At 59.3% G+C, this 26,257-nt stretch carries 23 protein-coding genes and 6 tRNA genes; 17 read left to right on the top strand and 12 right to left on the bottom strand.

The window, feature by feature from the left end:
• Window positions 1-123 precede the first annotated feature (123 nt).
• Window positions 124-1,395, top strand: a complete 1,272-nt coding sequence (locus tag VF684_RS15565) for an aromatic amino acid transport family protein (RefSeq protein ID WP_043850037.1) — start codon at window positions 124-126, stop codon at window positions 1,393-1,395.
• 72 nt (window positions 1,396-1,467) lie between these two features.
• Here VF684_RS15565 and VF684_RS15560 read toward each other — a convergent pair whose 3' ends face one another.
• The 3 genes from VF684_RS15560 to metJ form a co-directional block, all read right to left on the bottom strand.
• A complete protein-coding gene (locus tag VF684_RS15560; protein ID WP_040067328.1) occupies window positions 1,468-1,806 on the bottom strand; it encodes a tRNA-binding protein in 339 nt (112 codons plus the stop codon).
• A gap of 84 nt (window positions 1,807-1,890) precedes the next feature.
• Entirely contained in the window at window positions 1,891-2,613 is a 723-nt protein-coding gene (locus VF684_RS15555) for an AraC family transcriptional regulator (RefSeq protein ID WP_139441233.1), read from the bottom strand.
• 41 nt (window positions 2,614-2,654) lie between these two features.
• Window positions 2,655-2,978, bottom strand: a complete 324-nt coding sequence (metJ, locus tag VF684_RS15550) for a met regulon transcriptional regulator MetJ (protein WP_005343046.1) — start codon at window positions 2,976-2,978, stop codon at window positions 2,655-2,657.
• A 220-nt stretch (window positions 2,979-3,198) separates the two neighbouring features.
• Here metJ and metB point away from each other — a divergent pair, with 220 nt between their 5' ends.
• Window positions 3,199-4,371 carry a cystathionine gamma-synthase gene (gene metB / locus VF684_RS15545; protein WP_201914308.1) on the top strand — a complete coding sequence of 391 codons (1,173 nt, stop codon included), beginning with the start codon at window positions 3,199-3,201 and terminating at the stop codon, window positions 4,369-4,371.
• A complete protein-coding gene (locus tag VF684_RS15540; protein ID WP_201998738.1) occupies window positions 4,371-6,827 on the top strand; it encodes a bifunctional aspartate kinase/homoserine dehydrogenase II in 2,457 nt (818 codons plus the stop codon). Before metB ends, VF684_RS15540 begins: the two co-directional genes overlap by 1 nt.
• 92 nt (window positions 6,828-6,919) lie before the next feature.
• On the opposite strand, the gene VF684_RS15535 is transcribed toward VF684_RS15540, so the two are convergent.
• Both VF684_RS15535 and VF684_RS15530 read right to left on the bottom strand, forming a co-directional pair.
• Complete coding sequence (locus VF684_RS15535) at window positions 6,920-8,185, bottom strand: inorganic phosphate transporter (RefSeq protein WP_042053268.1); 1,266 nt, start codon at window positions 8,183-8,185, stop codon at window positions 6,920-6,922.
• Window positions 8,186-8,210: 25 nt separating this feature from the next.
• The gene (locus VF684_RS15530) at window positions 8,211-8,891 is read right to left on the bottom strand and encodes a TIGR00153 family protein (protein WP_005340244.1); all 681 of its coding nucleotides are present in this window, start codon (window positions 8,889-8,891) and stop codon (window positions 8,211-8,213) included.
• 169 nt (window positions 8,892-9,060) lie between these two features.
• Between VF684_RS15530 and VF684_RS15525 the strand changes: the two genes are divergently transcribed.
• The gene (locus VF684_RS15525) at window positions 9,061-10,029 is read left to right on the top strand and encodes a CYTH domain-containing protein (protein ID WP_139441235.1); all 969 of its coding nucleotides are present in this window, start codon (window positions 9,061-9,063) and stop codon (window positions 10,027-10,029) included.
• 78 nt (window positions 10,030-10,107) lie between these two features.
• On the opposite strand, the gene dapA is transcribed toward VF684_RS15525, so the two are convergent.
• On the bottom strand, window positions 10,108-10,980 hold the full coding sequence (gene dapA / locus VF684_RS15520) for a 4-hydroxy-tetrahydrodipicolinate synthase (RefSeq protein ID WP_005357833.1): 873 nt from the start codon (window positions 10,978-10,980) through the stop codon (window positions 10,108-10,110).
• 280 nt (window positions 10,981-11,260) lie between these two features.
• Between dapA and rsmC the strand changes: the two genes are divergently transcribed.
• The 9 genes from rsmC to VF684_RS15475 all read left to right on the top strand — a co-directional run bounded on the left by rsmC (window position 11,261) and on the right by VF684_RS15475 (window position 16,262).
• On the top strand, window positions 11,261-12,289 hold the full coding sequence (gene rsmC / locus VF684_RS15515) for a 16S rRNA (guanine(1207)-N(2))-methyltransferase RsmC (protein ID WP_139439846.1): 1,029 nt from the start codon (window positions 11,261-11,263) through the stop codon (window positions 12,287-12,289).
• Between the two features lie 151 nt (window positions 12,290-12,440).
• Complete coding sequence (gene glgC / locus VF684_RS15510) at window positions 12,441-13,658, top strand: glucose-1-phosphate adenylyltransferase (protein ID WP_139439847.1); 1,218 nt, start codon at window positions 12,441-12,443, stop codon at window positions 13,656-13,658.
• Window positions 13,648-15,108: a glycogen synthase GlgA gene (gene glgA, locus VF684_RS15505; RefSeq protein WP_139429970.1), complete on the top strand. Its 1,461-nt coding sequence runs from the start codon at window positions 13,648-13,650 to the stop codon at window positions 15,106-15,108. The genes glgC and glgA overlap by 11 nt, the downstream gene beginning before the upstream one ends.
• 128 nt (window positions 15,109-15,236) lie before the next feature.
• Window positions 15,237-15,322, top strand: a tRNA-Leu gene (locus VF684_RS15500).
• 53 nt (window positions 15,323-15,375) lie between these two features.
• Window positions 15,376-15,461, top strand: a tRNA-Leu gene (locus VF684_RS15495).
• Window positions 15,462-15,505: 44 nt separating this feature from the next.
• A tRNA-Leu gene (locus tag VF684_RS15490) sits at window positions 15,506-15,591 on the top strand.
• A 46-nt stretch (window positions 15,592-15,637) separates the two neighbouring features.
• A tRNA-Leu gene (locus VF684_RS15485) sits at window positions 15,638-15,723 on the top strand.
• A gap of 71 nt (window positions 15,724-15,794) precedes the next feature.
• A tRNA-Leu gene (locus VF684_RS15480) sits at window positions 15,795-15,880 on the top strand.
• A gap of 109 nt (window positions 15,881-15,989) precedes the next feature.
• Window positions 15,990-16,262 (top strand): late competence development ComFB family protein, encoded by a 273-nt coding sequence (locus VF684_RS15475; RefSeq protein ID WP_005343036.1) that lies wholly within the window; start codon window positions 15,990-15,992, stop codon window positions 16,260-16,262.
• Here the strand turns inward: VF684_RS15475 and VF684_RS15470 are convergent.
• Window positions 16,257-16,466 carry a hypothetical protein gene (locus VF684_RS15470; protein WP_005357820.1) on the bottom strand — a complete coding sequence of 70 codons (210 nt, stop codon included), beginning with the start codon at window positions 16,464-16,466 and terminating at the stop codon, window positions 16,257-16,259. The two genes, VF684_RS15475 and VF684_RS15470, sit on opposite strands and share 6 nt — an antisense overlap.
• A 301-nt stretch (window positions 16,467-16,767) precedes the next feature.
• Here VF684_RS15470 and nhaC point away from each other — a divergent pair, with 301 nt between their 5' ends.
• Window positions 16,768-18,177, top strand: coding sequence for a Na+/H+ antiporter NhaC (nhaC, locus tag VF684_RS15465; RefSeq protein WP_005357819.1), 1,410 nt, complete (start codon window positions 16,768-16,770; stop codon window positions 18,175-18,177).
• Between the two features lie 137 nt (window positions 18,178-18,314).
• Here the strand turns inward: nhaC and erpA are convergent, their stop codons facing one another.
• From erpA to clcA, 3 genes are all read right to left on the bottom strand, one after another.
• Window positions 18,315-18,665, bottom strand: a complete 351-nt coding sequence (erpA, locus tag VF684_RS15460) for an iron-sulfur cluster insertion protein ErpA (RefSeq protein WP_005340225.1) — start codon at window positions 18,663-18,665, stop codon at window positions 18,315-18,317.
• Window positions 18,666-18,752: 87 nt separating this feature from the next.
• A complete protein-coding gene (locus tag VF684_RS15455; RefSeq protein WP_139439848.1) occupies window positions 18,753-19,448 on the bottom strand; it encodes a DUF6776 family protein in 696 nt (231 codons plus the stop codon).
• A 91-nt stretch (window positions 19,449-19,539) separates the two neighbouring features.
• Window positions 19,540-20,928, bottom strand: a complete 1,389-nt coding sequence (gene clcA, locus VF684_RS15450) for a H(+)/Cl(-) exchange transporter ClcA (RefSeq protein ID WP_376899115.1) — start codon at window positions 20,926-20,928, stop codon at window positions 19,540-19,542.
• 244 nt (window positions 20,929-21,172) lie between these two features.
• On the opposite strand from clcA, the gene hemL reads away from it, so the two are divergent.
• The gene (gene hemL / locus VF684_RS15445) at window positions 21,173-22,459 is read left to right on the top strand and encodes a glutamate-1-semialdehyde 2,1-aminomutase (RefSeq protein ID WP_069554498.1); all 1,287 of its coding nucleotides are present in this window, start codon (window positions 21,173-21,175) and stop codon (window positions 22,457-22,459) included.
• A gap of 217 nt (window positions 22,460-22,676) precedes the next feature.
• A complete protein-coding gene (locus VF684_RS15440) occupies window positions 22,677-23,492 on the top strand; it encodes a hypothetical protein (RefSeq protein ID WP_201998904.1) in 816 nt (271 codons plus the stop codon).
• Here the strand turns inward: VF684_RS15440 and VF684_RS15435 are convergent.
• Window positions 23,407-24,309 carry a sulfite exporter TauE/SafE family protein gene (locus VF684_RS15435; RefSeq protein ID WP_201998905.1) on the bottom strand — a complete coding sequence of 301 codons (903 nt, stop codon included), beginning with the start codon at window positions 24,307-24,309 and terminating at the stop codon, window positions 23,407-23,409. The two genes, VF684_RS15440 and VF684_RS15435, sit on opposite strands and share 86 nt — an antisense overlap.
• A 296-nt stretch (window positions 24,310-24,605) precedes the next feature.
• Window positions 24,606-25,355 carry a DsbA family protein gene (locus VF684_RS15430; RefSeq protein ID WP_042084194.1) on the bottom strand — a complete coding sequence of 250 codons (750 nt, stop codon included), beginning with the start codon at window positions 25,353-25,355 and terminating at the stop codon, window positions 24,606-24,608.
• A 197-nt stretch (window positions 25,356-25,552) separates the two neighbouring features.
• Here VF684_RS15430 and VF684_RS15425 point away from each other — a divergent pair.
• Window positions 25,553-25,640: transfer RNA gene (locus VF684_RS15425), tRNA-Ser, on the top strand.
• Window positions 25,641-26,257 lie beyond the last annotated feature (617 nt).

The following is a 26,257-nucleotide window of genomic DNA, read 5'->3' as shown; positions in this document are numbered from 1 at the left end:
TCCCAATCTCGCTGGCTAAACCCCGCAATGGCAGTGATATGTTTCAGTCTCGCCTTTTGAGAATTAAATCCCGATAAACCACAATAAACTCAGATTAAAACACTAACAAAAAGTGAATTAGTAATGAGTTTATCTGTAGAGGCTACCAAGGAGCTATCCGGTTCCTGCTCCACCACTGCCAGCACCACCCGCTGGCGCCGTCACGACACCCACTGGGTTATCAGCCTGTTTGGCACCGCCGTTGGCGCCGGTATCCTGTTCCTGCCCATCAATCTGGGTCTGGGCGGCATCTGGCCTCTCGTCATCGTCGCGGTACTGGCAGGCCCCATGACCTTCCTCGCCCACCGCGGGCTGGCGCGCTTCGTGCTCTCCTCGTCACGCCCCCACGCCGACTTCACCGAAGTCGCGGAGGAGCATTTCGGCAAGATGGCCGGTCGCCTCATCTCGGCGCTCTATTTCCTCTCCATCTTCCCGATCCTGCTCATCTACGGGGTCGGGCTGACCAACACGGTGGAGAGCTTTATGGTCAACCAGCTCGGCATGGCAACCCCGGATCGGGTGATGCTCTCCGGCGTACTGGTATTCGCCATGATCGCCGTGATGCTGGCGGGTGAGAAAGCGATGCTGCGCGCCTTCGCCTTTATGGTCTATCCGCTGGCGGCCATTCTGGCGGCCCTCTCCTGCTATCTGATCCCTCAGTGGCAATGGCCGGAAGTGACGGCGTTTGAAGGGGTCAGCTTCCTCAATACTGTCTGGCTGGCGCTGCCAGTGACCGTGTTCGCCTTCAGCCACGCCGCCGCCATCTCCGGTTTTGCCAACGTGCAGCGTCGTGAATATGGCGAACAGGCAGAAGCCAAGAGCGGCCTGATCCTGCGCAACACCACAGTGATGCTGGTGGGCTTCGTGCTGTTCTTCGTCTTCTCCTGCGTGCTGAGCCTCTCGCCAGCCCAGCTGGCCGAAGCCAAGGCCCAGAACGTCTCTGTGCTCTCCTATCTCGCCAACATCACCGACAACCCGGTGATCGTGACTCTGGGGCCGCTCATCGCCTTTATCGCCATCAGCTCCTCCTTCCTCGGCCACTTCCTCGGTGCCCGCGAAAGCCTCAAAAGCCTGATCGCCAAGCCCACCGGCCTGCCGCAGGCCAAGGCGGACAAGGTCGGCATCGCCCTGATGTTCTTCTCTATCTGGGGTGCCGCCGTCATCAACCCGGGCATTCTGGGGCTGATGGAAACCCTCTCCGGCCCGGTCATCGCCATGATCCTGTTTATCATGCCGGTCATTGCCATCTACAAGGTGGAGGCGCTGGCCCGCTTCCGTCACGGCTGGACCAACGGCTTTATCCTGCTGACCGGCTCGCTGGCAGTATCGGCGCTGATCTTCAGCCTGTTGAAGTAACGACTCGCAGCAGAAAACAAAAAAGAGAGGCGACCCTGGGGTCGCCTCTCTTGTCTCTGTTCGGGTATGAATTCAGCCCAGCTTGGCGCCGTTCTCCACCGCCCGCTCGGGGATAGCCATCACCACGGCGCCATCCGGCCGGTAGAAACCGGTCAGCAGAAACTCCGACTGAAACGGGCCGATCTGCTTGGTCGGGAAGTTGACTACGGCGATGATCTGGCGGCCCACCAGCTGCTCTGGCTGGTAGAGCGCGGTGATCTGGGCACTGCTCTTGCGAATCCCCAGTTCGGGGCCAAAATCCGCCCACACCTTGTAGGCCGGTTTACGTGCCTCGGGGAACGGCTCGACCCGCACCAGGGTGCCCACCCGGAGCTCCACCATCTCGAAATCCTGCCAGCTAATCGTCTCCATTTCGGCCCCTGTTTATCGTGCACCTTGCATGACCCGCAGCATGGCCCAAAGAGAGCATCCCGTCTTCGGCGATCAGCCGTTTCGTTACGGCAGGCGGCCGTTTTGTTGGCGCCAGAGGGACGGAGTGAGCCCGCTCTCGGCCAGGAAGCGCTCGCTGAAGGCCCCCTGATTCTGGTAACCGCAGCGGCTGGCAATCTCGCCAACGGGCAGTGGTGTACCGGCAAGCAGGGTACGCGCCAGCGCCATGCGCCGACTGCGAATGTAGTGGGAGACGCTCACCCCCAGCTGCTGGCGAAAGGCGAGCTTGAACTGGCTCTGGCCAAGGCAGGCGATGGCGGCGAGTTGCTGATTGGTCAGCGGGGCGGCGAGGTTGGCATCGATATGGCGTTGCACCTTGAGGATGCGGGCGGCAAGGCGCGGCGTGGCAGTGCTCTGCATCCCCTGCCCTTCAGCCAGCAGAGAGAGCCACACCTGCTCCATGCCCGCCACCTGCCGCCCTTCGGCCACCATGCGGTGCAGAAAAGCGAGGTAGTGACGCTGGGGTTCATCCAGCTCGATAAAGGAGCGGGCTGCCAGATCGCCGGGCAGCCAGTCGCTCTCCTGCACCAGAAACGAAAGCGCCGGATCGGCGGCGTAGTCGTGTCGCTCGCCGGGAGCGATGATGCAAGCAGAACCGGGGGCAAGCCGGCGCCCCCGGCCCTGCACCTCGATCTCGAGGGGGCCGTCGAGGGGGATCACCAGCTGGGCAAAGTCGTGACTATGACTACAGACGTGGTGGTGATAGTGACGCAGGCTGAAACGGGACATGGCAGATAGCAATGACGCGGCCAGGGCCGCGTCATTGGGGGTTATTCCTTGTCGAAATCTTCGATCTCTTTGCCCAGCGCTTCCATGATGGCGCGCGCTTCGGCAGGGACGCTGTCCGGATGATCCTTGCGCAGGTCTTCGTCGCAAGGGAGCGGCTGGCCGGTGAAAGCGTGCAGGAAGGCTTCACAGAGCAGCTCGCTGTTGGTCGCATGACGCAGGTTGTTCACCTGACGGCGGGTGCGCTCATCGGTCAACACTTTCAACACCTTGAGCGGGATCGAGACGGTAATCTTCTTGACCTGTTCGCTCTTCTTACCGTGTTCCGCGTAGGGGCTGACGTAGTCGCCGTTCCACTCTGTTCCCATGACTCACCTGTTCTCATTTAGCCGTGAGCGCGGATTTTAACCCTTAAGGAAATTAATGGCAATCCAACAGCAAAGCCATTTAGACGTCTGGAAGTATTGACGGCCTTTTTAAGCTGGCGTAGTGTGGTTCATCATGATGCCAGCATTGGCACGATTGCGTGTGGCAAAAGCAGCGTGGCAGGAAGAGCGGCCACCGTCCAGAGAGATCAAGGAGAGAAACATGACCCACAAGGCCACCCTGGCGGTTCGCACCGGGATTGAGACAGACCAGCAACACGGTGCCGTGGTGCCGCCTATCTACCTCTCCAGCAACTACACCTTTGCCGACTTTGGCGAGCCCCGTCAATACGATTATGCCCGCTCCGGCAATCCGACCCGCACCAATCTGGCGGACGCGCTGGCGGCGTTGGAAGGGGGCGCAGGCGCCGTGGTTACCGGCACCGGCATGGGGGCCGTCCATCTGGTCACCACAGCACTGCTCAAGGCGGGGGATCTGCTGATCGCCCCCCACGACTGCTACGGCGGCACCTGGCGCCTGTTCGAGTATCTGGCTGCCAAGGGCCACTACCGGGTGCAATTTGTCGATCAGGGAGACGAGGCCGCTCTGGCCGCCGCGCTGGCGCAAAAGCCTGCACTGGTATGGGTCGAGACCCCCTCCAACCCGTTGCTGCGGGTGGTGGATATCCGCGCCATTGCCAGCGCCGCCCACGAGGTGGGTGCGCAGGTGGTGGTGGACAACACCTTCCTCTCCCCTCTGCTGCAACAGCCGCTCGTACTTGGAGCTGACGTGGTGGTGCACTCCACCACCAAGTACATCAACGGTCACTCAGACGTGGTGGGCGGAGTGGCGATTGCCAAGGAGGCAGCACTGGCCGAGTCGCTGGTGTGGTGGGCCAACTGTCTGGGGCTCACCTCCGGGGCGTTCGACTCCTACCTCACCCTGCGCGGCCTGCGCACTCTGGCCCCCAGATTGCGCACCCATCAGGAGAACACCGATCGCATCCTCACCTTCCTGCAACAGCAGCCGCTGGTGAAACGCATCTATCACCCCAGCCTGCCGAGCCATCCGGGCCACGATATTGCGCGCCGTCAACAGTCCGGCTTTGGCGCCATGCTAAGTTTTGAACTCGATTGCAGCGAGACAGGCATTCGCGCCTTTCTCGCGGCCCTCACCCTCTTCTCGGTGGCCGAGTCCCTCGGTGGGGTGGAGAGTCTGGTGGCCCATCCGGCCAGCATGACCCACAGGGCCATGACCCCGGCGGCGCAGCAGGCAGCAGGCATCAGCAGCCAGCTACTGCGGTTGTCGGTCGGTATTGAACACGGTGAAGACCTGGTGGCCGACCTGGCTCAGGCTTTTGAACAGGCGCAGCAGGCAGAACAGGTAGCGAAGTAATGGAACAGCAGCAACAAGGAGAGATCGCGGTGGCAGCAGAAGCAGGATTGAAGCGACGTCACGTCCACAAATTTGGTGGCAGCAGTCTGGCGGATCCGGTCTGTTATCGCCGGGTCGCCAGCATCGTTGAACAACAGGTGGGCGGGGATGAACTGATCGTGGTCTCCGCCGCCGGCAAGACCACCAACCGGCTGATCCAGCTGGTGGAGCTGGCCGAAGCGGGGGACGAAGCCGCCGGTGAAGCCATCTCGGCCCTGCAGGCCTATCAGCAGAGCCTGATCGACGGCCTGCTGGAGGGTGAACTGCAGCTCGATCTGAGCAAGCAGCTGGCCGACGACATGCAACTGATAGCCAAAACGTTGGAGGGACAGTTTGATCGCTTCGCCCGCAACGGCCTGCTCGCTTTTGGCGAAGTGTGGTCGGCGCGCCTGCTGGCGGCCCTGCTCACCAGCCGAGGCGACAAGGCTATCTGGCTCGATGCCCGCAGCTTCCTGCGCGCCGAGGATGGCGCTCTGGTCAAGGTAGATACTGCGCTCTCCAGCGAACTGCTCAAGGCGCGACTGGCGGAGCATGCCGGTCGCATCGTGGTGACCGGCTTTATCGCCGCCGACATGGAGGGGCGCTCCCTGCTGCTCGGCCGCAATGGATCCGACTACAGCGCCAGCCTGTTGGCGCTGCTGGCGGACGGCGAATCCACCACCATCTGGAGCGACGTGGCCGGGGTCTACAGCGCCGACCCGCGTCGGGTGAAAGAAGCGCGTCTGCTGGAGCGCCTCAGCCTCGCCGAAGCCAACGAGCTGGCCCGTCTTGGCTCCTCGGTGCTGCATTCGCGCACCCTGCAACCTGTGGCCGACAGCCGCCAACGCCTCACCCTGCGCTGCAGCTACAACCCGGACGAGGGCTGCACCCATATCCTGCGCCGCGCCCCCCGCTCCGGCGGCGCCCGCATCGTCTCCTCGGTGGATCAGATCGCCCTCATCGAGCTGAAGGTGCTGCCGCAAACCAACTACGAGCAGACGGTGGCCACCATCGAGGCCCATCTGGCTCGTCACCGTCTCAACCCGCTCACCCTGCAGCGCCAGCCGGATCGCCGGATCCTGCGCCTCGCCTACACCCTCGAGGTGGCACAAGGCGCCTTCGAGCTGCTGCGCGATTTCCAGCTGCAAGGGAGCTTCACCGGCCTCATTCAGAAAGAGGGGTACAGTCTGGTAGCGCTGGTCGGCGCCGGTGTCACCGACAACGCAGAACAGTGCCATCGCTTCTATCAGCTGCTGGCAGATCAACCGCTGGAGTTCGTACAGGTGGCCCGAGATGGCCTGAGTCTGGTGGCCGTGCTGCGTCAGGTAGTGCTGGAGCCACTGCTCATCGCCCTGCACAGCGCCCTCTTCAGCCGCCCGACCCGGGTCGGACTGGTGGTGTTCGGCAAGGGCAATATCGGCGGCCACTGGCTGAGCCTCTACGCCCGTGAAAAGGCACGGCTGGAACATGAGCTCAATCTGGCGCTCACCCTCTACGGGGTGTTCAGCTCGGAAGGGGGTCTGCTGGATGAAGAGGGACTCAACCCCCTCAAGGTACAGGACAACTTCAATCCCAAACCGCTGATCTGGCCGGAGCTGCTCTCCCAACTTGAGCAGCACGGCTTCGATGCGCTGATTGCGCTGGACATGACCGCCAGCGAAACGGTGAGCCGCTACTATCCGGATTTTGCCCAGCTCGGCATTCATATCATCGCCGCCAACAAGTTTGCCGGTGCCGCCGACAGCGAGTTCTACCAGCGCATCAAGCAGACCTGTCGCGACCATCAGGTGCAGTGGCGCTACAACGCCACCGTGGGCGCCGGGCTGCCAATCCAGTCCAGCATCCAGATGCTGCGTCAGAGCGGCGACCGCATTCAGGGGGTCTCCGGCATCTTCTCCGGCACCCTCTCCTGGCTGTTCCAGCAGTATGACGGCACTCGCCCCTTCTCCGAGCTGGTGGACGAAGCATGGCAACACGGCCTGACCGAGCCGGATCCCCGCGAGGATCTCTCCGGTCAGGATGTACGGCGCAAGCTGCTTATTCTGGCGCGGGAAGCTGGCTTTGAGCTCGACTCCGCCGATATCGAGCTGGAGAATCTGGTGCCCGTCCCGCTGCGCAAGGTGACCGCCGATCAGTTCATGGACAGACTGAAAGAGCTGGATGGCCCGATCCAGACCGCCTTCGAAGGGGCCAAGCGCCTCGGCAAGGTGCTGCGCTACGTGGCACGCTTCGAGCATGACGGCAAGGCGCGGGTCGGACTGGAGTCGCTGGAGCCCCACCACCCGTTTGCCAACCTCTTGCCGTGCGACAACATCTTCGCCATCGAGAGCGACAGCTACCGCACCAACCCGCTGGTGATCCAGGGGCCGGGGGCAGGCCGGGAAGTGACCGCCGCCGCTATCCAGTACGATCTGTGGCAGATCTGCGCCAGCCTCTAAGGCTGATATGCAAAGGGAGCAGCACTCAGCTCCCGCGCACAATAAAAAAGCCCGAGTCGATGACTCGGGCTTTTTGCTGAATGCCGCTTCGATTAGGAGAAGCAGGCCTGCAGCACGTAGAAGATAGCGATAGCCAGGATGGCACCGGCAGGCAGGGTGATGATCCAGGAGACCACGATGTTGCGCAGTACCCCCAGGTTCAGCGCCGCAATACCGCGCGCCAGGCCAACACCCATCACAGCACCGACCAGGGTTTGGGTGGTGGAGATGGGCAGACCGGTGCCGGAGGCAATCACCACGGTCGCGGCAGTGGCCAGCTGGGCAGCAAAACCACGGCTCGGGGTCAGGTGAGTGATGCCGGTACCGACCGTCGCCATCACTTTCTCGCCCATGGTCGCCAGACCGATCACGATACCGATACCGCCCAGCGGCAGGATCCACCAGGCAATGGCTGCCTGACTGGAAATCTCGCCACCGGAAGCCACGATAGAGGCCACCGCAGAGAGCGGGCCGATGGCGTTGGCCACATCGTTGGAGCCGTGGGCAAAGGCCATGGCACAGGCGGTGATCACCATCAGGATGCCAAACACCTTCTCCACGTTGGCGAAGTGCATCTTGCTGTCATCCTGCGGGTTGTACTTCTGGCCGCGAATGTAGATCCAGCCGGCAAACGCCACTGCGATGGAGATGGCGATGGAGAGCAGAATGCCCTCGCCATCGCTCAGGTGCAGACCAACGTGGGTCAGCCCCTTCTTGATGGTCACCAGACAGATAACCAGCGCAGTCAGGAACATGTAGAACGGCACATAGCGCTTGGCGTTGTTCAGGGGATCATCGGTGTTGAAGATAAGCTTCTGCACGCTGATGAACATGAAGTAGGCGATGACACCTGAGATGGCCGGGGTGATGACCCAGGAGCCGACGATGCCGCCAAACTTGCTCCACTGCACCGCTTCCGGGCCAATGCTCACCACAGCGAAACCGACGATGGCGCCGATGATTGAGTGAGTGGTGGAGACGGGCCAGCCGAAGTAGGAGGCGAGGATCAACCAGGCGCCCGCCGCCAGCAGGGAGGCGATCATGCCGAGCACCAGCAGATCCGGCGTATCGGCAAAGGCGTTGCTGTCGATGATACCGTTACGGATGGTGGCCGTCACTTCGCCACCGGCCAGATAGGCACCGGCAAATTCGAAGATCATGGCAATGATGATCGCCTGACGGATGGTCAGGGATTTCGTGCCGACCGATGTCCCCATGGCGTTGGCAACGTCGTTCGCGCCAATACCCCAAGCCATCAAAAAGCCGAACAAGGCCGCCACGAGCACCAGAGTGGTGCCGTAATTCGCGATAATGTCCATTAGTAGTGTTTACCCAGTCAGTCGATTACGAACGAGCCAGCATCAGTTCCAGACGGGCGCCTACGCGCTCGGCCTGATCTGCCAGGTCACCTACCCATTCGAGGATCTTGTAAAGGAACATCACATCGATCGGATTGTAATTGTGCTCAACCGCTTGCAGCTGTTGGCGCAGTCCGATCTGCATGGTGTCTGTATCGTCCTCGATCAGATCCAGCTGGTGGATCATCTCGGCAACCATTTCCACTTCCCGTCCTTTGAAGCCGGTCTCGAGCAGCTCGTCGAGCTCCCCGATCGCTTTCTCGGCCTGAGCGGTCGCATCAATACAACGTTTGAGGTAAGCCATGAAATCCGTCCGCATTTCGGCGGGGAACTCCATGCGACGGCCAAGCATGCGGCCGGAGATATCCTTGGCACGGTTGGCAATCTTGTCTTGCTGGGTCAACAGCTCCAGCAGGTCGGTACGTGCAACCGGCAGGAACAGGCCGCGAGGCAGTTTCAGACGGATTTCACGCTTGAGGGTATCAGCCTCTTTTTCCAGTTGGGCGATCTGCTGCCGGATCTTCTCGGCATCTTCCCAACGGTCTTCGGCAACGGCGTCAAAGAAGGGAACCAACTGCTGGGAGCACTGGTGAACCTTGACGATATGCTTCTGCAGCGGCTTGATGGGGGACTTGGCAAAAAGCCCCAAAATAGTATTTACTGGCATGGCCAAACCTGTGTCGGTGAAAAAACACTCGATACGATTTTATGAGGCGCGCATGGTAACCGAACTGCGCCCTCAATTAAACCGCGAATTAATCTAGTCGTCTCGCGGGCATTATATCCCCGCGACCCGAATCCTGCCCCCCAAAGTTGCCTGCCAGCCCGGAATGACTATGCAAACTGAGATCGAGATAAAGTTTTTTGTCGCCAGCGACATTCAACCCGAGTTATCCAACCTGCTGAATTCTCTTGAGATTAAAGAATCGTCACAACAGCAGCTCGGCAACGTCTATTTCGATACGCCGACCTTGGCTCTGCGCCAACTGGATATGGGGTTGCGCATTCGCCGCTGCGACGCCTTCGCTGAACAGACCATCAAATGCCGCGGTCAGGTGGTGGGCGGCCTGCACGCCAGACCCGAGTACAACACCCCCGTGAGCGGCGATCTGCCGACCCTCTCGGCCTTTCCCGATGAGATTTGGCAGACTCTGACCGAGCGCGACCACATTCAGCAACAGCTGGTCGCTCAGTTTCGTACCGACTTCCTGCGCCGCCATTGGCTGATCGCCTTCGAGGGGGCCGAGATTGAGCTGGCCTGGGATCAGGGAAAGATAGTCGGCAGTCAGGGCAGCACCACCATCAACGAGCTGGAACTGGAGCTCAAATCCGGCGACACCGCGGCGCTGTTTGCGCTGGCCCGGCGCCTCGCCAGGATCGGCGGGCTGCGCCTTGGCGCCCAATCCAAGGCCCAGCGTGGCTATCGACTGGCTGGTCTTGGCAAACCGCTGGCCCTGCAGGCGCTGGTCGAGCATGAAGGTATGGATGGCATAACGGGGGTAAGCGAGGGGCTGCGTCACTGGCAGCATCACGAGCAGCTCTGGCTGGAGCATCCTCAGGATAAAGGCATTCAACAGCAGGCACTCGCGGCCCTGTGCCAGGGGATCGATCTGGTCGCCCGCAGTGCGGCCGCGCTGCCACAACCCGCACCTTGGCTGCCAGCATTGACCAACCTGCAAGCCCATCTGCAAGCCCAGTCGGGCGAGCAAAACGAGTGGCCTACCGAGCTTGCCGATCTCTTCCTCTATCCGGTGTATGTCGAGTTGCAGCTGGCCATCGCCGCATGGCTGCATCACGCAGCCTGAGTGGGGCGATGTCGTAAATAAAGGCCTGAAACAAAAGCTGAAAACAAAACGGGTGAGCCTTGGCTCACCCGTTTTGCACTACAGCAGGTTGAGCTGCTGCATGGCGCTGCGAATGCGCTCGCGGGTCGCTTCCGACAGCGGCATCACTGGCAGGCGACACTCCTCGCTGCAGAAACCGAGCAGGGAAGCGGCATATTTGGCACCGGCCGGGCTCGGCTCGGCAAACATCGCCTGATGGAGCGGAATGAGCTGGTCTTGCAGCTCACGCGCTTCTTGCCACTTGCCAGCCAGCGTGAGGTTCTGCACCTCGGCCACCAGCTTGGGGGCCACGTTGGCGGTCACCGAGATACAGCCCTGACCACCGCCGATGTTGTAGGCCACAGCAGTGGCATCTTCACCGGATAGCCAGGCGAAGGGCTTTTTGATCAGCTGGCGCTCGGTCCAGGGGCGCGCCAGATCGCCGGTAGCATCTTTCACCCCGGCAATACGCGGCAGCTCGGCCAGACGGGCCAGGGTCGCCGGTTGCACGTCAACGATGGCGCGCGGCGGAATGTTGTAGACGATGATCGGCTTGGCGGTGGCATCGTGTACCGCCTTGAAGTGGTGGTAGAGCCCCTCCTGATTGGGGCGGTTGTAGTAACCGGCCACATGCAAGGTGGCATCTGCGCCCACCCGCTCTGCATGGAGGGTGTACTCGATGGCCTCGACCGGATTGTTGGAGCCCGCTCCGGCAATCACCGGAATACGGCCAGCGACCTGTTTGACCACCAGCTCCACCACCCGGCAGTGCTCGTCGTGGGTCAGGGTCGGGCTCTCCCCCGTGGTCCCCACCGGCACAATGCCGTGAGTACCCTGCTCGATATGCCACTCAACCAGACGCAGCAGCGCCTCTTCATCCAGCTTTCCCTGTCGAAACGGGGTGATCAACGCAACGATTGAACCTTGAAACATGGGATCTCCTTCTCCTAAATGACGCGCATATGGCAATAAAAAACCCCGGTACGATGTGCGCAACCGGGGTTTGAAGCTTCTCAGGGATGAGAGGTTACGCGCGAACGTCGGCAGGCCCGAATTTCAGGCTTTTTTTGTGCTTTCGTTTCAACCCGTTGAACCGCATTTCGTCATCTCTGGTCAAAAAATGGTGTCTGGGCATATTTCGGGAACACGGCATAAATGTCAAGGCGAAAGGGGCTATGTATAATGGCCGCCCAAAATTGCGTGGAGAGACCCGATGAGCAGCCCTATCAGTGCCGTCAGCCAGATGCTGGAACGAAACCAAGCCCTCTTTGTCGGCAAGCGGCTACTTGTCTGCGGCGCGCTGGAGGATGACTACCCCCGCCAGCTGGCGAGCCTGGCCCGGACCCTGACCGTCTTTACCACCGATTACTGCTACTACCGCAGCCAGCAGGCCGCCCTCGGCGAGGCTATCCTGTTCGACCACCAGCTTGGTGGAGCCCCGCGCTTCGATGCCCTGTTGCTGCTGATGCCCAAGGCCAAGGCCGAGGCACAATATCTGCTGGCCATGATGACCCCCTTGCTGGAAGCGGGTGCCGATCTGTTCCTCGCCGGTGAAAACCGCGGCGGCATCAATGGCGCCGACAAGCTGCTGGCCCCCTATGGCGAAAAGCCGATCAAGCGCGATTCGGCCCGCCGCTGCTCGCTCTATCACGGTGAGCTGAGCAAACCGGTCGCCCCGTTCGATCTGGATAGCTGGTTTGGCCGCTATCAGTGCAAGGCCGGTGATACCGAGCTGACCGTGCTGGCGCTGCCCGGCGTCTTCAGCGCCGCCGAGCTGGATCTGGGCACCCAGATGCTGCTGGCCGCCGTGCCGCCGATGAAGGGCGAGCTGCTCGATTTCGGTTGTGGCGCCGGAGTGATTGGGTCTGTGCTGGCCAAGCGCAATCCGGATCTGCAGGTCAACATGGTGGATATCAGCGCGCTGGCGCTCGAATCGAGCCGCCGCACCCTGGCGATCAACGGTCTGCAGGGCAAGGTCACCGCTTCCGATGTCTACTCGGATGTCTCCACCCGTTTCCAGCACATCGTCTCCAACCCGCCATTCCATGCGGGTCTCAAAACCTTCTATGCAGCAACCGAGCAGTTCCTGGCCAAGGCGCCGGAATTTTTGCTGCCAAATGGTTCGCTGGCCATTGTTGCCAACGCCTTCTTGCGCTACCAGCCTATACTGGAGACACACTTCAAACGGACTGAAGTGATCAGCAGTGATGCCAAATTCAAGGTCTATCTGAGCAAAGTGTAATTAAGTGTAAGCAGTACAAGAAAACAGCTAGAGAGCCCCATACGGGATCTGGTAAGGTACTAAGAGCACGATAAAAACCACCCCTTTAGGGGTGTTTTTATGCCGAGTTTTGAAAACCTTTTCATGTTGTTCATTCAGGGAGAGAAATACGATGGCAGGCATATTGACCATGATCCTGGCTGGTGGCGAAGGTACTCGCCTGCAGCCTCTGACCACTACCCGCAGCAAGCCTTCCGTCCCCTTTGGTGGCAGCTACCGGCTGATCGACTTTGTCCTCAACAACTTCGTCAACGCCGACTTTCTGCGCATCTATGTACTGACCCAATTCAAATCCCAGTCCCTCTACCTGCACATGAAGAAGGGCTGGAATATCGTCGGCATCACCGACCGCTTTATCGATCCCATCCCGGCCCAGATGCGGATGGGCAAACGCTGGTATGACGGCACCGCCGACGCCATCTACCAGAACCTCGGCTTTATCGAGCGGGCCGAACCGGATCATGTCTGCATCTTCGGCTCCGACCACATCTACAAGATGGATGTGAGCCAGATGGTCACCTTCCACAAGCAGAAGAACGCCGCCATGACGGTCGCGGCACTTCGTATGCCCATCGAAGAGGCCAGCGCCTTCGGGGTGATCGAGGTCGATACCGAAGGGCGGATGATCGGCTTTCAGGAAAAGCCGAAGCAGCCCAAGCACATTCCCGGCGATCCGGCCCAGGCGCTGGTCTCCATGGGCAACTACATCTTCGAGACCGATGCGCTCTGCCGCGAGTTGAAGCGGGATGCCGCCGAGGAGAACTCCAGCCACGACTTTGGCAAGGATGTGATCCCGAGCCTCTATCCACGTGCCCCCGTCTATGTCTATGACTACAGCACCAACGTCATCCCCGGCGAGAAACCGCACGTCTACTGGCGGGATGTGGGCACCCTCGACTCTTATTGGCAAGCGCACATGGACCTGGTGGCCGACAATCCCCCCTTCTCCCTCTATAACCGCAAGTGGCCCCTGCACACCCACTATCCGGCGCTGCCACCGGCCACCTTCATCGACAGCGACGAGTGCAAGGTGAAGATCGCCAACTCGCTGATCTCCGCCGGTTGCTTCATTCAGGGCAGCCAGATCCAGCGATCTATCCTTGGTTTCCGCTGCAATATCGGCGCGTGCAGCCATATCAGTGAATCCGTGTTGCTGGGGGATGTGAAGATTGGCGAAGGCTGCTCCATCCGGCGCGCGATCATTGATAAAAACGTTGAAATTGCGCCAGGCACCGTTATCGGTGAAAATCTGGACCACGATAGAGAGCGATTTACCGTATCCGAAGGCGGTATCGTGGTGGTACCTAAGGGAGCAAGAGTTGGCTATTAACCCACTGAAAATCCTGTTTGTTGCCTCGGAAGTTGAGGGGCTGGTCAAGACCGGGGGCCTGGCCGATGTCGCCAGAGCCCTGCCGATGTACCTGGCCCAGAAGGGACATGATGTCAGGATCATGCTCCCCTTCTACAAGACGATAAAGCGACGGGATGAGGCCAGACTGGTGGCGTCACGCTGGTTGCCAACCCACCCTGGGCTGCCGGATATCGGTTATCGCATCTACCAGATGGAGCTGGATGACGTCTGCGTCTATCTGCTCGACTGCCCGCAATATTTCGATCGTCCCCAGCTCTACGCCGAGAACAATCAGGCCTATCCGGATAATGGCGAGCGCTTTGCCTTCTTCTCGGCCGCGGCCCTCCATGCCTGCGAGCAGCTTGGCTTTGCCCCGGATATCGCCCACTGCAATGACTGGCACACCGGCCTGCTGCCACTGCTGCTGAAAACCCGTCACGCCCACAACCCCTTCTTCCAGCAGACCCGCAGCGTGATCAGCATTCACAACGCGGCGTTTCAGGGGGTGTTTGGCCGCGAGCAGTTCTGGGCCATGCCCGAGATCGCCGACTACGAACGCCGCATCAACTACGACTACGGCCACGTCAATCTGCTCAAATGCGGGGTGCTCTACGCCGACAAGATCAATGCGGTCAGCCCCAACTATGCCCAGGAGCTGCTGACTCACCTCGGCGCCCACGGCATGGCGCATATCTTCCAGCAGCGGGCGGCGGATCTCTGCGGCATCCTCAACGGCTGCGACTACAAGGACTGGGATCCGGAGTTCGACGAATTCCTGCCTGCGACCTACAGCATCGACAACATGGCTGGCAAACAGATCTGCAAAGAGAGCCTGCAACAGGAAGCGGGGCTGGCCGTGGCGGACTTGCCCATCTACGGCATGGTTTGCCGCCTGACCGAGCAAAAGGGCGTTCCCCTGCTGCTCCCTGCGCTGGAGAAATTCCTCCACCATCAGGTACAAGTGGTGATCGTCGGCTCTGGCGATCCTGCGCTCGCCACGCAACTGCAAACCATGGCCCGGGATTATCCGGGCAAGCTCGCCTTCATCAACACCTATGACGATCGGCTGGCTCATCTGGTCGAAGCCGGTGCCGACTTTTTCCTGATGCCCTCGCTGTTCGAGCCTTGCGGCCTCAACCAGATGTACAGTCTCGCCTATGGCACCCTGCCACTGGTGCGGGCCGTGGGTGGTCTGAAAGATACCGTGGTGGATTGGGATGCCGATCCCGAGCATGCCACCGGCTTCTGCTTCAACGATCCGACTGCCGCCATCCTGCTCGATACCATGCGCCGCAGCCTGCTCTATTTCCTGCAGGACAAAGAGCGTTTTGCCAAGGTGCAGCGCAATGCCATGAGCACCCGCTTCAACTGGCCTGACTCGGTCACCCAGTATGAACGGATGTATCAGAGCGCATTGGGCCGTTACTGAACGCCAAACGTCAGCTGATTGCTGAAGTTTTGTACCCTTGGCGCCACTTTGGGCGTCAACAGCGAAAAAAGTCCCCTTTGGCTGTTGACGCTCCCCCAAAACTCTATAGAATCCCCCTCCGCAGTGATGCGAAGGTGGCGGAATTGGTAGACGCGCTAGCTTCAGGTGTTAGTGTCCCACGGATGTGAGGGTTCGAGTCCCTCTCTTCGCACCAATACTGCCATGCTGATTCAGCAGCATGTAAATCCAACTAGAAAACCCGAATGTGCGAAGGTGGCGGAATTGGTAGACGCGCTAGCTTCAGGTGTTAGTGCCCCCCGGGTGTGAGGGTTCGAGTCCCTCTCTTCGCACCATGCTTCTCCAGACAGCATGTAAATCAAAACTGGTAACACAATGTGCGAAGGTGGCGGAATTGGTAGACGCGCTAGCTTCAGGTGTTAGTGTCCCACGGATGTGAGGGTTCGAGTCCCTCTCTTCGCACCATGCTTTATCCAGACAGCATGTAAATCCAGACTGGAAACCCGAATGTGCGAAGGTGGCGGAATTGGTAGACGCGCTAGCTTCAGGTGTTAGTGCCCCCCGGGTGTGAGGGTTCGAGTCCCTCTCTTCGCACCATGATTCTGACATGTAAACACAGAGCAATGCGCTCCAACCGCATTTAAAAACCAGCTGGAGAAAATCAGTGTGCGAAGGTGGCGGAATTGGTAGACGCGCTAGCTTCAGGTGTTAGTGTCCCACGGATGTGAGGGTTCGAGTCCCTCTCTTCGCACCATTAATTACGCAAAAGGCCCATCACGAAAGTGATGGGCCTTTTGTTTTTACTCCTTGTTATGGCTATGCTTTTGACGACTCCCCGCTCATCGTCATGCCAAGGAACGCATATGATACTGGATACCGACATTCACAACTTTTACGAACATCTGGTGCTCAAGGAGATTGAGAAACAGGGGCTGCAGCAAAAGCTCAACAGCGATCAGATGGCCGACCTCTGCTGCCTCACCCTCAACCAGCTCCCCGCCCACTATATTCGCCACAATGTCGACATGATCTACTTCCTGACCGACGCCAAGCGCACCGAAATGGAAAAGCTGGTGGTCGAATCGCTCAAGGTGGCACAGCAGAAGATCAAGCAGGCTCCCGTCAAAAGCTCATAACCAGGGCTGCTGCCAGAGCAGGGTAACGATACCGGTCAACCCGGCCACTGGCAGCAAGATCAATGCGGGGCGCAATCCGGGCTCCAGCATCACCCAGGCAGCCAGCAGAAAACCGGCACTCCAGGTGCCGTACTCTTTATCCTGACCCCATGCGAGTACGGCCACCGCCACCAGCAACATCATACCCCGCAATATCCAGCGCATTGTTTTTTCCCCCACCAACAATTGATAATAATTATCATATGCATCTATTGGGGATGCAAGTGGCGTCACAGGCAAGCTTCGTATGTGGCCCTTTGTGTCAACAGGCCGCTCAAAAACGGGTTATGAGATCAACTAATTTGTGATTTTTTCAATCAAATGTGCATTTTTGCCAATTTGATGGGGCTTTAACCCGCCGGGTTTGTGGTAGATTGCGGCCTCTTTTTGGGTTGCCTCCTCGGGATCGATGTATCCACAGGACGAGAGGGAGTGACCTTGGCGAGCAAGAGTTTAGGAAGTATCTATGCAAAACCAACAAAACCACATCCGACTACCGGGCATGGCACAGGTGTTTGCCTGTCTGGCCATTTTCCTGGCCCTGGCATTCTCGTTCACCAGCGTGCTCGATCTGCCGATCCAGCTGGCGCTGTTCATCGCCTGGTTCGTCATCATGGGGCTTGGCATCAAACTCGGCCACGATTACAAATCCCTGGAGCAGGCTGCCGTTGACGGCGTTGCCAAGGGGATGGGGGCCATCCTTATCCTGGTCTCCGTCGGTGCTCTGGTCGGCACCTGGATTGCTGGCGGCATAGTCCCCAGCATCATCTACTTCGGCCTCAAGGTGATTCACCCGTCCATCTTCCTGCTGGCAACCTTGATCATCTGCTCCCTGACCTCGCTGGCCACCGGCACTTCCTGGGGCTCTGCCGCCACGGCCGGCATCGCCATGATGGGGATCGGCCACAGCCTCGGCGTGCCTGCGCCGCTGGTAGCCGGTGCCGTGCTCTCCGGCGTCTACTTCGGTGACAAGCTCTCTCCGCTCTCCGACTCAGTAGTGCTGGCTTCGACCATGTCCAACGTCGACGTGGTGGAGCATATCAAGGGGATGCTGCCCATCAGCCTGCTCTCCTATGTCATCACCGCCGTGCTGTTCACCGTGGTGGGCATGCAATATTCGGGCAACGTCAGTCTGGAGCAGGTCAATCTGGTGATGGAGGCCCTCGACAACCAGTTCAACATCACCCCGCTGGCCATCGTGCCGGTGGTACTGGTGCTGGGCCTGTTGGCCAATCGCAAGCCCGCCTTCCCGGTGATCAGCTTCGGCGCCCTGTTGGGCCTGATCTGGGCCATCGCCTTCCAGGGCATGGATCCGGTGAAAGCAATGCACTCGGCTTATAGTCCGTTTGCCATCACCTCCGGCATCGACTTTATCGACAACATTCTCGGTCGCGGCGGCATGGAGTCCATGCTGGGCTCGGTCGCGGTCATCATCTTCGGTCTCGGGTTTGGCGGCCTGCTGGAGAAGGTCGGTATTCTGGAAGTGATCGCCAGCGCCTTCGAGAAGCGCATCAATAGCGTCGGCAGCCTGACCAGCCACACCATCGGCACCGCGTTTCTGGCCAACGTGTTTGGCTCAGCCATGTATGTGTCGCTGATCCTGACCCCCAAGATCATGGCCAAAAACTACGACCGACTGGGACTGGCGCGCAAGAACCTCTCTCGCAACGCCGAGTTTGGCGGCACCCTCACCTGCGGCATGGTGCCCTGGAGCGACAACGGCATCTTCATGGCCGGGGTTCTGGGGGTGGCAACCCTCGACTACCTGCCCTACATGTGGCTGAGCTTCACCTGCATCATTGTGACCATCACCCTCGCCTACATGGGCAAGGCAGTAAACCGGATCCCGCTGGTCGCGGCGGCAAGCTCCCGCTAAGCCATCCTGAAACAACAAAGGCGCCACCAAGGCGCCTTTGTTGTTTCAGGGGGGATGCTGTTTTACCGTCCTCCCAGAGCCCACAAACAAAAACAGCCCTCGTTGCCGAGAGCCGTTTCATCAGACCGATATGCCGATCAGATGGAGAAGCTGGAGCCACAGCCACAGGTCGTGGTGGCATTGGGGTTTGTCACGGTGAAGCGTGAACCTTCCAGACCCTCGGTGTAATCCACACTGCCGCCTACCAGATATTGCAGGCTCATGGGATCGATCACCATGGTGACGCCATTCTTCTCGACTACGGTGTCCCCGTCGTTGATCTTCTCATCAAAGGTAAAGCCATACTGGAAACCGGAGCAGCCCCCACCCGTGATGTATACCCGCAGCTTCAGCTCGGGATTCTCTTCCTCGGTGATCAGGTTCTTCACCTTATTGGCCGCCGCATCCGTCATCTGGATGGGCAGCGGGGCTTCTGCTACTGCACTCATTACTGACCTCACAACCATTAGATCCACAAACATGGAAACCGCGAAATTATCCAATACCCGACCATTCAGTTCAAGTATTCACCACGTTTAACCGGCCGCGGGAACCGGAGCAGGCGGCGCGGCGACCAGCGGCTTGATCACCTCGCCCCACTCAACCAGCAGCTCTTGCGCCGGTTGCCTGCCATCCTTGTTGATGGTGACACGGATCCGATCCGGCACAAAGCCTTCCGGCAACTGCCAATTCCCTTCCAGCAGCTGGAAATAACGCAGGGCATAACGCCACTCGCTCACCTTCATCCCGAGATCGCGGCCGGTTAGCGTCTTCGGCTTGTCAGCCAGACTCCCCTCGACCCGGATCTGCACCTGACCACGAAACAGCTCCCGCTTCTTGGCGGGCTGGGTCAGGGCGAGACGATAGTGGTAGCGACCGGGAATGCTGGTCTCCTGCAGAGTCAGGTTGTCGATCACTACCCCCACCTGTTCGCCGGAGGGACGCATGATCCGCTCGAAAAAGGCCAGCTGGCGCTTGAGCTCCTGCACCTGCGCCTCCTGACTCTTCAGGGTGGTCTGCAACTGCTCGAAGGCCGCTTTCTGGGTCGCCAGCTGGGTATCTTTCACCCCCAATTCGGTCTTGAGCTGGCCGATGGCCTTGCCCTGACGATCCAGCGTCTCCTGCTGTACCACCAACAGACTGCTCTGGGCCAGCTCCTGACGGTTCCCGACAAAGTAACCAATGAGCCCGCCAACGGCTAACACGACCAATAACTTCAATAGATTGGACATAGCCCCTCATCCCGTTATCACGCCATTTACGGCAGCGCCTCTCCCTTCACTATACCGCCCTGACCGAGGCCAAAGGCGATAAAGGGAAAAATTAACTGGCCGTGGCGCTGCCATCACCCCGCTTTTGACGCGCGGCGAGCCGTAAAGTTCGCTCCAGGATCTGGGAATAGATGGGCCGGCCACCCAGCCACTGGGCAACCAGAGTCGCACCGACCGTAGTGATCATCATCGGCAGGATCAGCTGATAGTTGTCGGTCATCTCGGTGACCAGCACGATACCCGTGATGGGGGCACGCACGGTGGCAGCAAACAGCGCCCCCATTCCGGCGATGGCAAAGGCGCCGGGCTCGATGCCAAGCTCCGGAAACGCCGCATGAAACAGATGGCCAAACACCACGCCAAACAGGGTGCCCAACGCCAGGGTTGGCGCAAACACCCCGCCCGGGGCACCGGAGCAGAAGCTGATGAGGGTCGCAACCAGCCGCACCGAGAAGATAAGGAACAGGGTCGCCATCGCATACTCGTCCCCCATCAGATGGGGAATAAGCTCGGTGCCGCCCCCCGTCACCGCGGGGGCAAACAGCGACAGCACACCAAACGTTCCGGCGACCAGCATGCCGATGGCCACGAAACGGTGGCGCTTGTTCTGATGCAGCGCCAAATAGCCATCCTGACAGGCCAGCACCAGCTTGTTGAAAACAAAGCCCAATACGCCGAAGGTGGCCCCCATAAAGAGGAACAGCCAGAGCGCCTTGAGGGCTGGCGCATCGTAGTGGGGCAGGGTGATCACCGCCCCCTGCCCTTTCATGTTCTGCAACATCAGGGTCGCCATGATGGCGGAGATCCCCACCGCCTTGATGGCAAGAAAGGAGTAACGAAACTGCGGCCGCATCTCCTCCATCACGAACAGGATGCCCGCCAGCGGCGCATTGAAGGCAGCTGCCAGACCGCCCGCCGCACCGGCGGCCAGCAGGGCGTGGCCATGCTCCTTGGGCAGCCGGAAGATATCCGCCACCATCTTGCCGAGGTTGCCGCCGATCTGTACCGAAGGCCCCTCCCTCCCCAGCACCATGCCGGAGCTCAGGGTGCAGATGCCGCCGAAGAACTTGACCGGCAACACTCGCCACCACCGTACCGGGCGCAGATCATCCATCGCCCCCTCGATCTCGGGAATGCCGGAGCCCCCTGCTTCCGGGGCAAAGGTATGAGTGAGGAAGTAGCCGACAAATCCCAACAAGGCGCTAAAGCCAAAGCCAAGCAGACCGAGCTGCCACCAGGGACGGTCTGCCAGCAAGGCGATACGTTGTTCTGCCAGCCAGTGGACACCAGATTCGAACAGACCGCACACCAGTCCGGCCAGGGTGCCGACCAGCGCAGCCAGCAACAGAACCAGCAAGGGCATCTTGTCTTGCCGGATAATGCGGGAAAGCGGCCCCCGCGCAGAGGTATCGGCTTCAGAGGAGAGAGCTTGTTGCGCCATCTTGTTACACCAACTTGGAAAAACCATATCGTCAGCTAGCTGAGATCAGGATCACCCGGCGCGTTGCTCGGCTGCCCAGGGCTGGGGCTTTCTGCTATAGTCGGCCCGTTAAATTTTTGTCACGGGAGCAGACCGAGAGTCCGGGTGGCGAGAGCGCAAAGCATACTCCTGATGCTCCGGCCTGCCGAGTCTCAATCGGCTGCAATCCCTTGTGTGACGACCAAAATCCCATTAAGGATGATCCATGTCAAAATCAGATCAGCTGTTTGAACAGGCCCGCCAGACCATTCCGGGTGGCGTCAACTCACCGGTCCGCGCCTTCAATGGGGTCGGCGGCACGCCCCGCTTCATCGATCACGCCGATGGCGCCTATCTCTATGATGTGGATGGTCAGGCCTACGTGGATTACATCGGCTCCTGGGGCCCCATGCTGCTGGGTCACAACCACCCGGCCATCAAGGCCGCCGTCATCAAGGCCGTTGAGAAAGGGCTGAGCTACGGTGCGCCGACCGAGATCGAAGTGCTGATGGCCGAGAAAGTGCGCCAAATCGTCCCCTCCATGGAGCAGGTGCGGATGGTCAACTCCGGCACCGAAGCCACCATGAGCGCCATCCGGCTGGCCCGTGGCTACACCGGCCGCGACAAGATCGTCAAATTCGAGGGCTGCTACCACGGCCACGCCGACTCCCTGCTGGTCAAGGCCGGTTCCGGCGCCCTGACTCTGGGTCAACCGAACAGCCCGGGCGTTCCAGCCGATTTCGCCAAACACACCCTGACCTGCGTCTTCAACGATCTGGATTCGGTGCGTGAAGCCTTCACCCAGTACGGCAGCGAAATCGCCTGTATCATCGTCGAGCCGGTCGCAGGCAACATGAACTGCATCCCGCCGGTCCCCGGCTTCCTGGAAGGGCTGCGCGCCATCTGTGACGAGTTCGGTGCCCTGCTGATCCTGGACGAGGTGATGACTGGCTTCCGCGTCTCCCTGCGCGGTGCTCAGGGTCACTACAACATCGACCCGGATCTCACCACCCTCGGCAAGATCATCGGTGCTGGCATGCCTGTTGGCGCCTTCGGCGGCAAGAAGAAGGTGATGCAACACATCGCACCGACCGGCCCTGTCTATCAGGCGGGTACTCTCTCCGGTAACCCGGTGGCCATGGCAGCCGGTCTGACCATGCTGGATCTGCTGCTGGAGCCGGGTCTCTATGAGCAGCTGAGCGCCAAGACTGCGCGGGTTGCAGAAGGGCTGAAAGCGGCCGCCACCAAACACGGTATCCCGCTCGCCATCAACTATGTGGGCGGCATGTTCGGCTTCTTCTTCACCGACGAGCCCGAAATCACCCGCTACGAGCAGGTTACTCGCTGCGATATGGAACGCTTCAAGCGCTTCTACCATCTCATGCTGGAAGAGGGTGTCTATCTGGCGCCGAGCGCCTACGAGGCGGGCTTCCTGTCACTGGCTCACGGCGACAAGGAGATCGAACATACCTTGGCTGCCGCCGAGCGCAGCTTCGCCAAGCTGGCTGGCTAAATCGCCGCTGGTTGTCGCAAAGGGCCCGTCATGGGCCCTTTTCTATTGCAGTGCCTTCATCACCAGACAGGGCATCGATACGCCCATTTCTGGTGCATTCCCTCTTCGTCACTCACCAATTTGTCATCCTCTGGTGCAACTTGCCCTACCATCCCTGTCATAAAGCAGGCCCACAATTTGCACATTCACCACAAGAGCCCACGTCACCGAGGTCCATATGGCAGAGATGAGCCCCATCGATGTGCTGCGGCGCTATCAGGAGTATCAGGAGGAGTTGACCCCGCTACTGCAGGGGCTGCTCAGCGCCCCCCTTGTCTCGCTCAAGGGGTATCCCTTTGTCGTCAGCATTGAGCATTATCAGGGGCCGATGTGCATCCAGCCTGCGGCACCGGCCGCCCATAACCGGTTGCACCTTATCGTGCAGGGGCAAGGACGAGAGATCACCGTCTGTCTGAATCAGCTGATTGGCTGGTTGATGGGGGACAGGGAGCGCCGCCGCGCCATGCCCTGGTTCAAGGCAGTCTATGTGGTGCTCAGCATGGCGCTGTTTCTCATCGTCACCACCCTGATCTGGCACGGGCTGGAGCAGCTCTACCAGCTATTGTGCGGCGAGCAGCAGAACCAGCTCGGCGCCTTTAGCGCCATCATCTTCCTGACACTGGCACTGGCGGTGTTCGATCTGGGCAAGACCATTCTGGAAGAGGAGGTACTGCTGCATAAGGATATCTTCCGCCACAGTGCCATTCGCCGCACCATCACCCGCTTTATCGCCGCCATTCTGATCGCGGTCTCCATCGAGGGACTGTTGCTGCTGTTCAAGGGTTCGCTCGGCCAGAGCGAGCTGCTCTGGCCTGCGGTCGGGGTGATGGGGTGTGCGGTGGGTTTGCTGCTGGCACTTGGCCTCTATGTCTTTCTGGGAGCCAAGGCCGAAGCGGCACTGGTACAGGCTAGCCTGCGCTCTCCACCGTCAGTTGCACAGGGGAGCGACGCGCCGCCCGCCAGGAGGCGTACATGGTCCAGGAGGTATAGATGACGATAAAGGCAACCAGCCACTTCAGCATCTCCATATCCATGGATTTGACCAGCATGGCGGCCAGCACCACACCGATGGGGCCGAAGATGGCTACCGCCAGCACCGCCTTGGCATCAAACGCCCCTTTGCGGATAAAGGTGCCTGCGGAGAAAACGCTAAGCACGGCGGTGGAGCCCATCATGATGGGAAACGCCGCCAGCGGATTCATCCCCAGCAGATAAACCAGCGTCATGCAGGGAGCAAACAGGCCGATACCGACATTCATCAGCACTCCGAAGATGAAGTTGCCGAGCAGGGCGATCGCCAACTTGTAGCCGCTGAGTCCCATTGCATCGCCGCCTACAGGGAAAAGACCCAGCAGACCGGCAAAGATAAGCCCTGCGACGACCAGCAAGGAGATTGCCATCACCAACCGGATGGTCTGCCGATCAAATGAGGCCACATGGCGAGCGCCCCAGGCCGCGCCAGCTGCGGCGGCCATCATCATGCTGATCAGCGTCAGCGGATCCACCGCGACCGCGCCGACAAAGATCAGCGACTGAGTCACGGTCGGCAGCACACACTGCCCATTGAGGGTACCCGGCAGCACTCGATCATCGATCAGCTTGAACTGCTTGTAGCAGGCGGTCTTTACCGCAAAGCTGCCCACCCCCAGGGTATCGAGGAAGTTGGCAACCCCACCGATCAACGCCACCGGCCAGAAGGGGGTCGCCTCAAAGGCTCCACTCTGCTTCTTCCGCCAGCAGGCTTGCACCAGCATAAAGATGAATACGATGCCTCCGGCTATAAAAACCAGCCGTAAAATATCAACTAACATAGGGGTTTCTCCTGCAACGGGCGGCGATTCTAAGGCAAGCAGCAGAAAAAATCTTGACCGGAATTAAGCAATGCTCACGACACGCATCTGCGAGGCGAAATATTTATCAATAGACTCCGAACGACTCTGCTAATACTTGTTACTGAGGCCAGCAGGCCGGGTCCTGAGCACGTTGTTATGGTCCTTTCGCGACGACCACTTGTGCCAAAGGACATAATAAAAAAGAGGGCCGGTAGTGATACCGACCCTCTTTCTTTATATAGCCGGGGCGCAGGGGCCTCGACCATGACAACTGCTTATTGAATGCTCTTGCCGGCACGCACGTCCTTGATGAACCCCTTCAGGCTGGCCAGATCACGGGGGGCACCGCGCAGGATCTGATCACCGATGATGAAGGCCGGAGTACCGGAGATACCGAGCGCTTCAGCCAGCGCACGGTTGGTACCGAGGTTCTGGTCAATGCTGCCATCCTTGATCTTGGCTTCCACCTTGCTCCAGTCAACACCAGCCGCCACAGCCAACTGCTTGACCTGTGCTTCATCAGCGAGCGGGCCCTGATGGGTATAGAGCTTCTCATGGAAAGCTTGGTACTTGTCGGGCTGACCCAACTGAACGGCCAGTGCGGCACGGGCAGCGAAGTAGGAGGACTCGCTCAGAATGGGGAACTGCTTGTAGATGTAACGGATGTCTTTGTCTTCCGCCATCAGCTGCTTGACCAGCGGATGGGCCCGTTTGCAGTAACCGCAGTTGTAATCGAAAAACTCCACAATGGTCAGCGATGCCTTCGGATTCCCCATCTCGGGATCCTGATTGGCATAAAGCTGCTTGGAGTGAGCCTTGATCAGCGCCTTGTCACTCTCGGCCTGCTGGCTCTCCTGCTTGGCACGCAGGGCATTGGACATCTCGACTAGGATCTCGGGGTTCTTGACCAGATAGTCGCGAACGATTTGTTCGACATCGCTTTTGGTCAGCTCGCTTGCATGTACCGGCGTCGCCAGCAGGGTCACACCAGCCAGCGCGCAAAACAGGGCATTTTTAATAGTCATAACGTTATCTTGCAGAGGATATGATAAAGGCCACTATAGTGGTTGAGTCTGTTTTCAAGTCAAGTTATCTGGCCAAAAAAGCGCTTGATACGCTCTGATTGCCACTTTTTCATGTCATTTAGCGCAATTAACCAGCAATCGAACCGGACGGGGATTTACAAGCCGGATCAGCATGGTAATATTCGCCGCACTGCTGCGGAGGGGTGGCAGAGCGGCTGAATGCACCGGTCTTGAAAACCGGCGATGGGCGACCATCCGTGGGTTCAAATCCCACCTCCTCCGCCATTTATACCGAGCCCATGCAACCATGTTGCGTGGGCTTTTTATTTGCCTGCGATTTGCCACTCCCCATAGCACTCAGCAAATCAGCCTCCTTCATCACCCTCCTTAATCTTCACTCCTGCAGGCTCAATAACTACCAGAAAATCCCCCATCAACCTCGAACCTCTGCGTTCCTGCGAGCATCCCTTCCCATTTCCTTATTGCCCCAAACAACAACGACCCAACGCAGCGACCACGGCTCCAGCATGTTGGTACCGCCAATAACCCCTCTTCGGAATAAAGTCATAGCCGGTTAACACAGTCACAGAAAAGCAGGGACGATGGGGTTTCGGCTTAAAAAGAGGGGACGGCTAACTCAGGAAGCATAGAGCCCAAGCAAGAGCTCATGACGTATAAACGATCATGGGATTCACGGGTTATGACGGCACCAGAGCAGCCATACAGAGCAACTGCTTTACATGAAGAAAGAGTTAAAGCGTAACATCAGGCTATTCGTTGAACTGAAAGGCAACAGCGAGTAGCAATAAAAACCGATGAAAGGAATAGGTCAGGTCAAATATCAGACTATTTAATAAATTGCAGCCAATAAAAAACCCCGCTCGATGAGCGGGGTTTCTTGT

It is taken from the genome of Aeromonas sp. Lyrl_2, from assembly GCF_051948815.1.
Classification (GTDB): Bacteria; Pseudomonadota; Gammaproteobacteria; order Enterobacterales; family Aeromonadaceae; genus Aeromonas; species Aeromonas veronii.
The sequence above is the reverse complement of the archived record's forward strand: the minus strand, read 5'-3'. Positions and strand labels throughout refer to the sequence as shown.

What these genes read in the sequence shown, in the direction of transcription:
- VF684_RS15565 (WP_043850037.1), top strand. Translation starts at nt 124, where the DNA reads ATGAGTTTATCTGTAGAGGCTACCAAGGAGCTATCCGGTTCCTGCTCC.
- VF684_RS15560 (WP_040067328.1), bottom strand. Translation starts at nt 1,806, where the DNA reads ATGGAGACGATTAGCTGGCAGGATTTCGAGATGGTGGAGCTCCGGGTG.
- VF684_RS15555 (WP_139441233.1), bottom strand. Translation starts at nt 2,613, where the DNA reads ATGTCCCGTTTCAGCCTGCGTCACTATCACCACCACGTCTGTAGTCAT.
- metJ (WP_005343046.1), bottom strand. Translation starts at nt 2,978, where the DNA reads ATGGGAACAGAGTGGAACGGCGACTACGTCAGCCCCTACGCGGAACAC.
- metB (WP_201914308.1), top strand. Translation starts at nt 3,199, where the DNA reads ATGACCCACAAGGCCACCCTGGCGGTTCGCACCGGGATTGAGACAGAC.
- VF684_RS15540 (WP_201998738.1), top strand. Translation starts at nt 4,371, where the DNA reads ATGGAACAGCAGCAACAAGGAGAGATCGCGGTGGCAGCAGAAGCAGGA.
- VF684_RS15535 (WP_042053268.1), bottom strand. Translation starts at nt 8,185, where the DNA reads ATGGACATTATCGCGAATTACGGCACCACTCTGGTGCTCGTGGCGGCC.
- VF684_RS15530 (WP_005340244.1), bottom strand. Translation starts at nt 8,891, where the DNA reads ATGCCAGTAAATACTATTTTGGGGCTTTTTGCCAAGTCCCCCATCAAG.
- VF684_RS15525 (WP_139441235.1), top strand. Translation starts at nt 9,061, where the DNA reads ATGCAAACTGAGATCGAGATAAAGTTTTTTGTCGCCAGCGACATTCAA.
- dapA (WP_005357833.1), bottom strand. Translation starts at nt 10,980, where the DNA reads ATGTTTCAAGGTTCAATCGTTGCGTTGATCACCCCGTTTCGACAGGGA.
- rsmC (WP_139439846.1), top strand. Translation starts at nt 11,261, where the DNA reads ATGAGCAGCCCTATCAGTGCCGTCAGCCAGATGCTGGAACGAAACCAA.
- glgC (WP_139439847.1), top strand. Translation starts at nt 12,441, where the DNA reads ATGGCAGGCATATTGACCATGATCCTGGCTGGTGGCGAAGGTACTCGC.
- VF684_RS15475 (WP_005343036.1), top strand. Translation starts at nt 15,990, where the DNA reads ATGATACTGGATACCGACATTCACAACTTTTACGAACATCTGGTGCTC.
- VF684_RS15470 (WP_005357820.1), bottom strand. Translation starts at nt 16,466, where the DNA reads ATGCGCTGGATATTGCGGGGTATGATGTTGCTGGTGGCGGTGGCCGTA.
- nhaC (WP_005357819.1), top strand. Translation starts at nt 16,768, where the DNA reads ATGCAAAACCAACAAAACCACATCCGACTACCGGGCATGGCACAGGTG.
- erpA (WP_005340225.1), bottom strand. Translation starts at nt 18,665, where the DNA reads ATGAGTGCAGTAGCAGAAGCCCCGCTGCCCATCCAGATGACGGATGCG.
- VF684_RS15455 (WP_139439848.1), bottom strand. Translation starts at nt 19,448, where the DNA reads ATGTCCAATCTATTGAAGTTATTGGTCGTGTTAGCCGTTGGCGGGCTC.
- clcA (WP_376899115.1), bottom strand. Translation starts at nt 20,928, where the DNA reads ATGGCGCAACAAGCTCTCTCCTCTGAAGCCGATACCTCTGCGCGGGGG.
- hemL (WP_069554498.1), top strand. Translation starts at nt 21,173, where the DNA reads ATGTCAAAATCAGATCAGCTGTTTGAACAGGCCCGCCAGACCATTCCG.
- VF684_RS15440 (WP_201998904.1), top strand. Translation starts at nt 22,677, where the DNA reads ATGGCAGAGATGAGCCCCATCGATGTGCTGCGGCGCTATCAGGAGTAT.
- VF684_RS15435 (WP_201998905.1), bottom strand. Translation starts at nt 24,309, where the DNA reads ATGTTAGTTGATATTTTACGGCTGGTTTTTATAGCCGGAGGCATCGTA.
- VF684_RS15430 (WP_042084194.1), bottom strand. Translation starts at nt 25,355, where the DNA reads ATGACTATTAAAAATGCCCTGTTTTGCGCGCTGGCTGGTGTGACCCTG.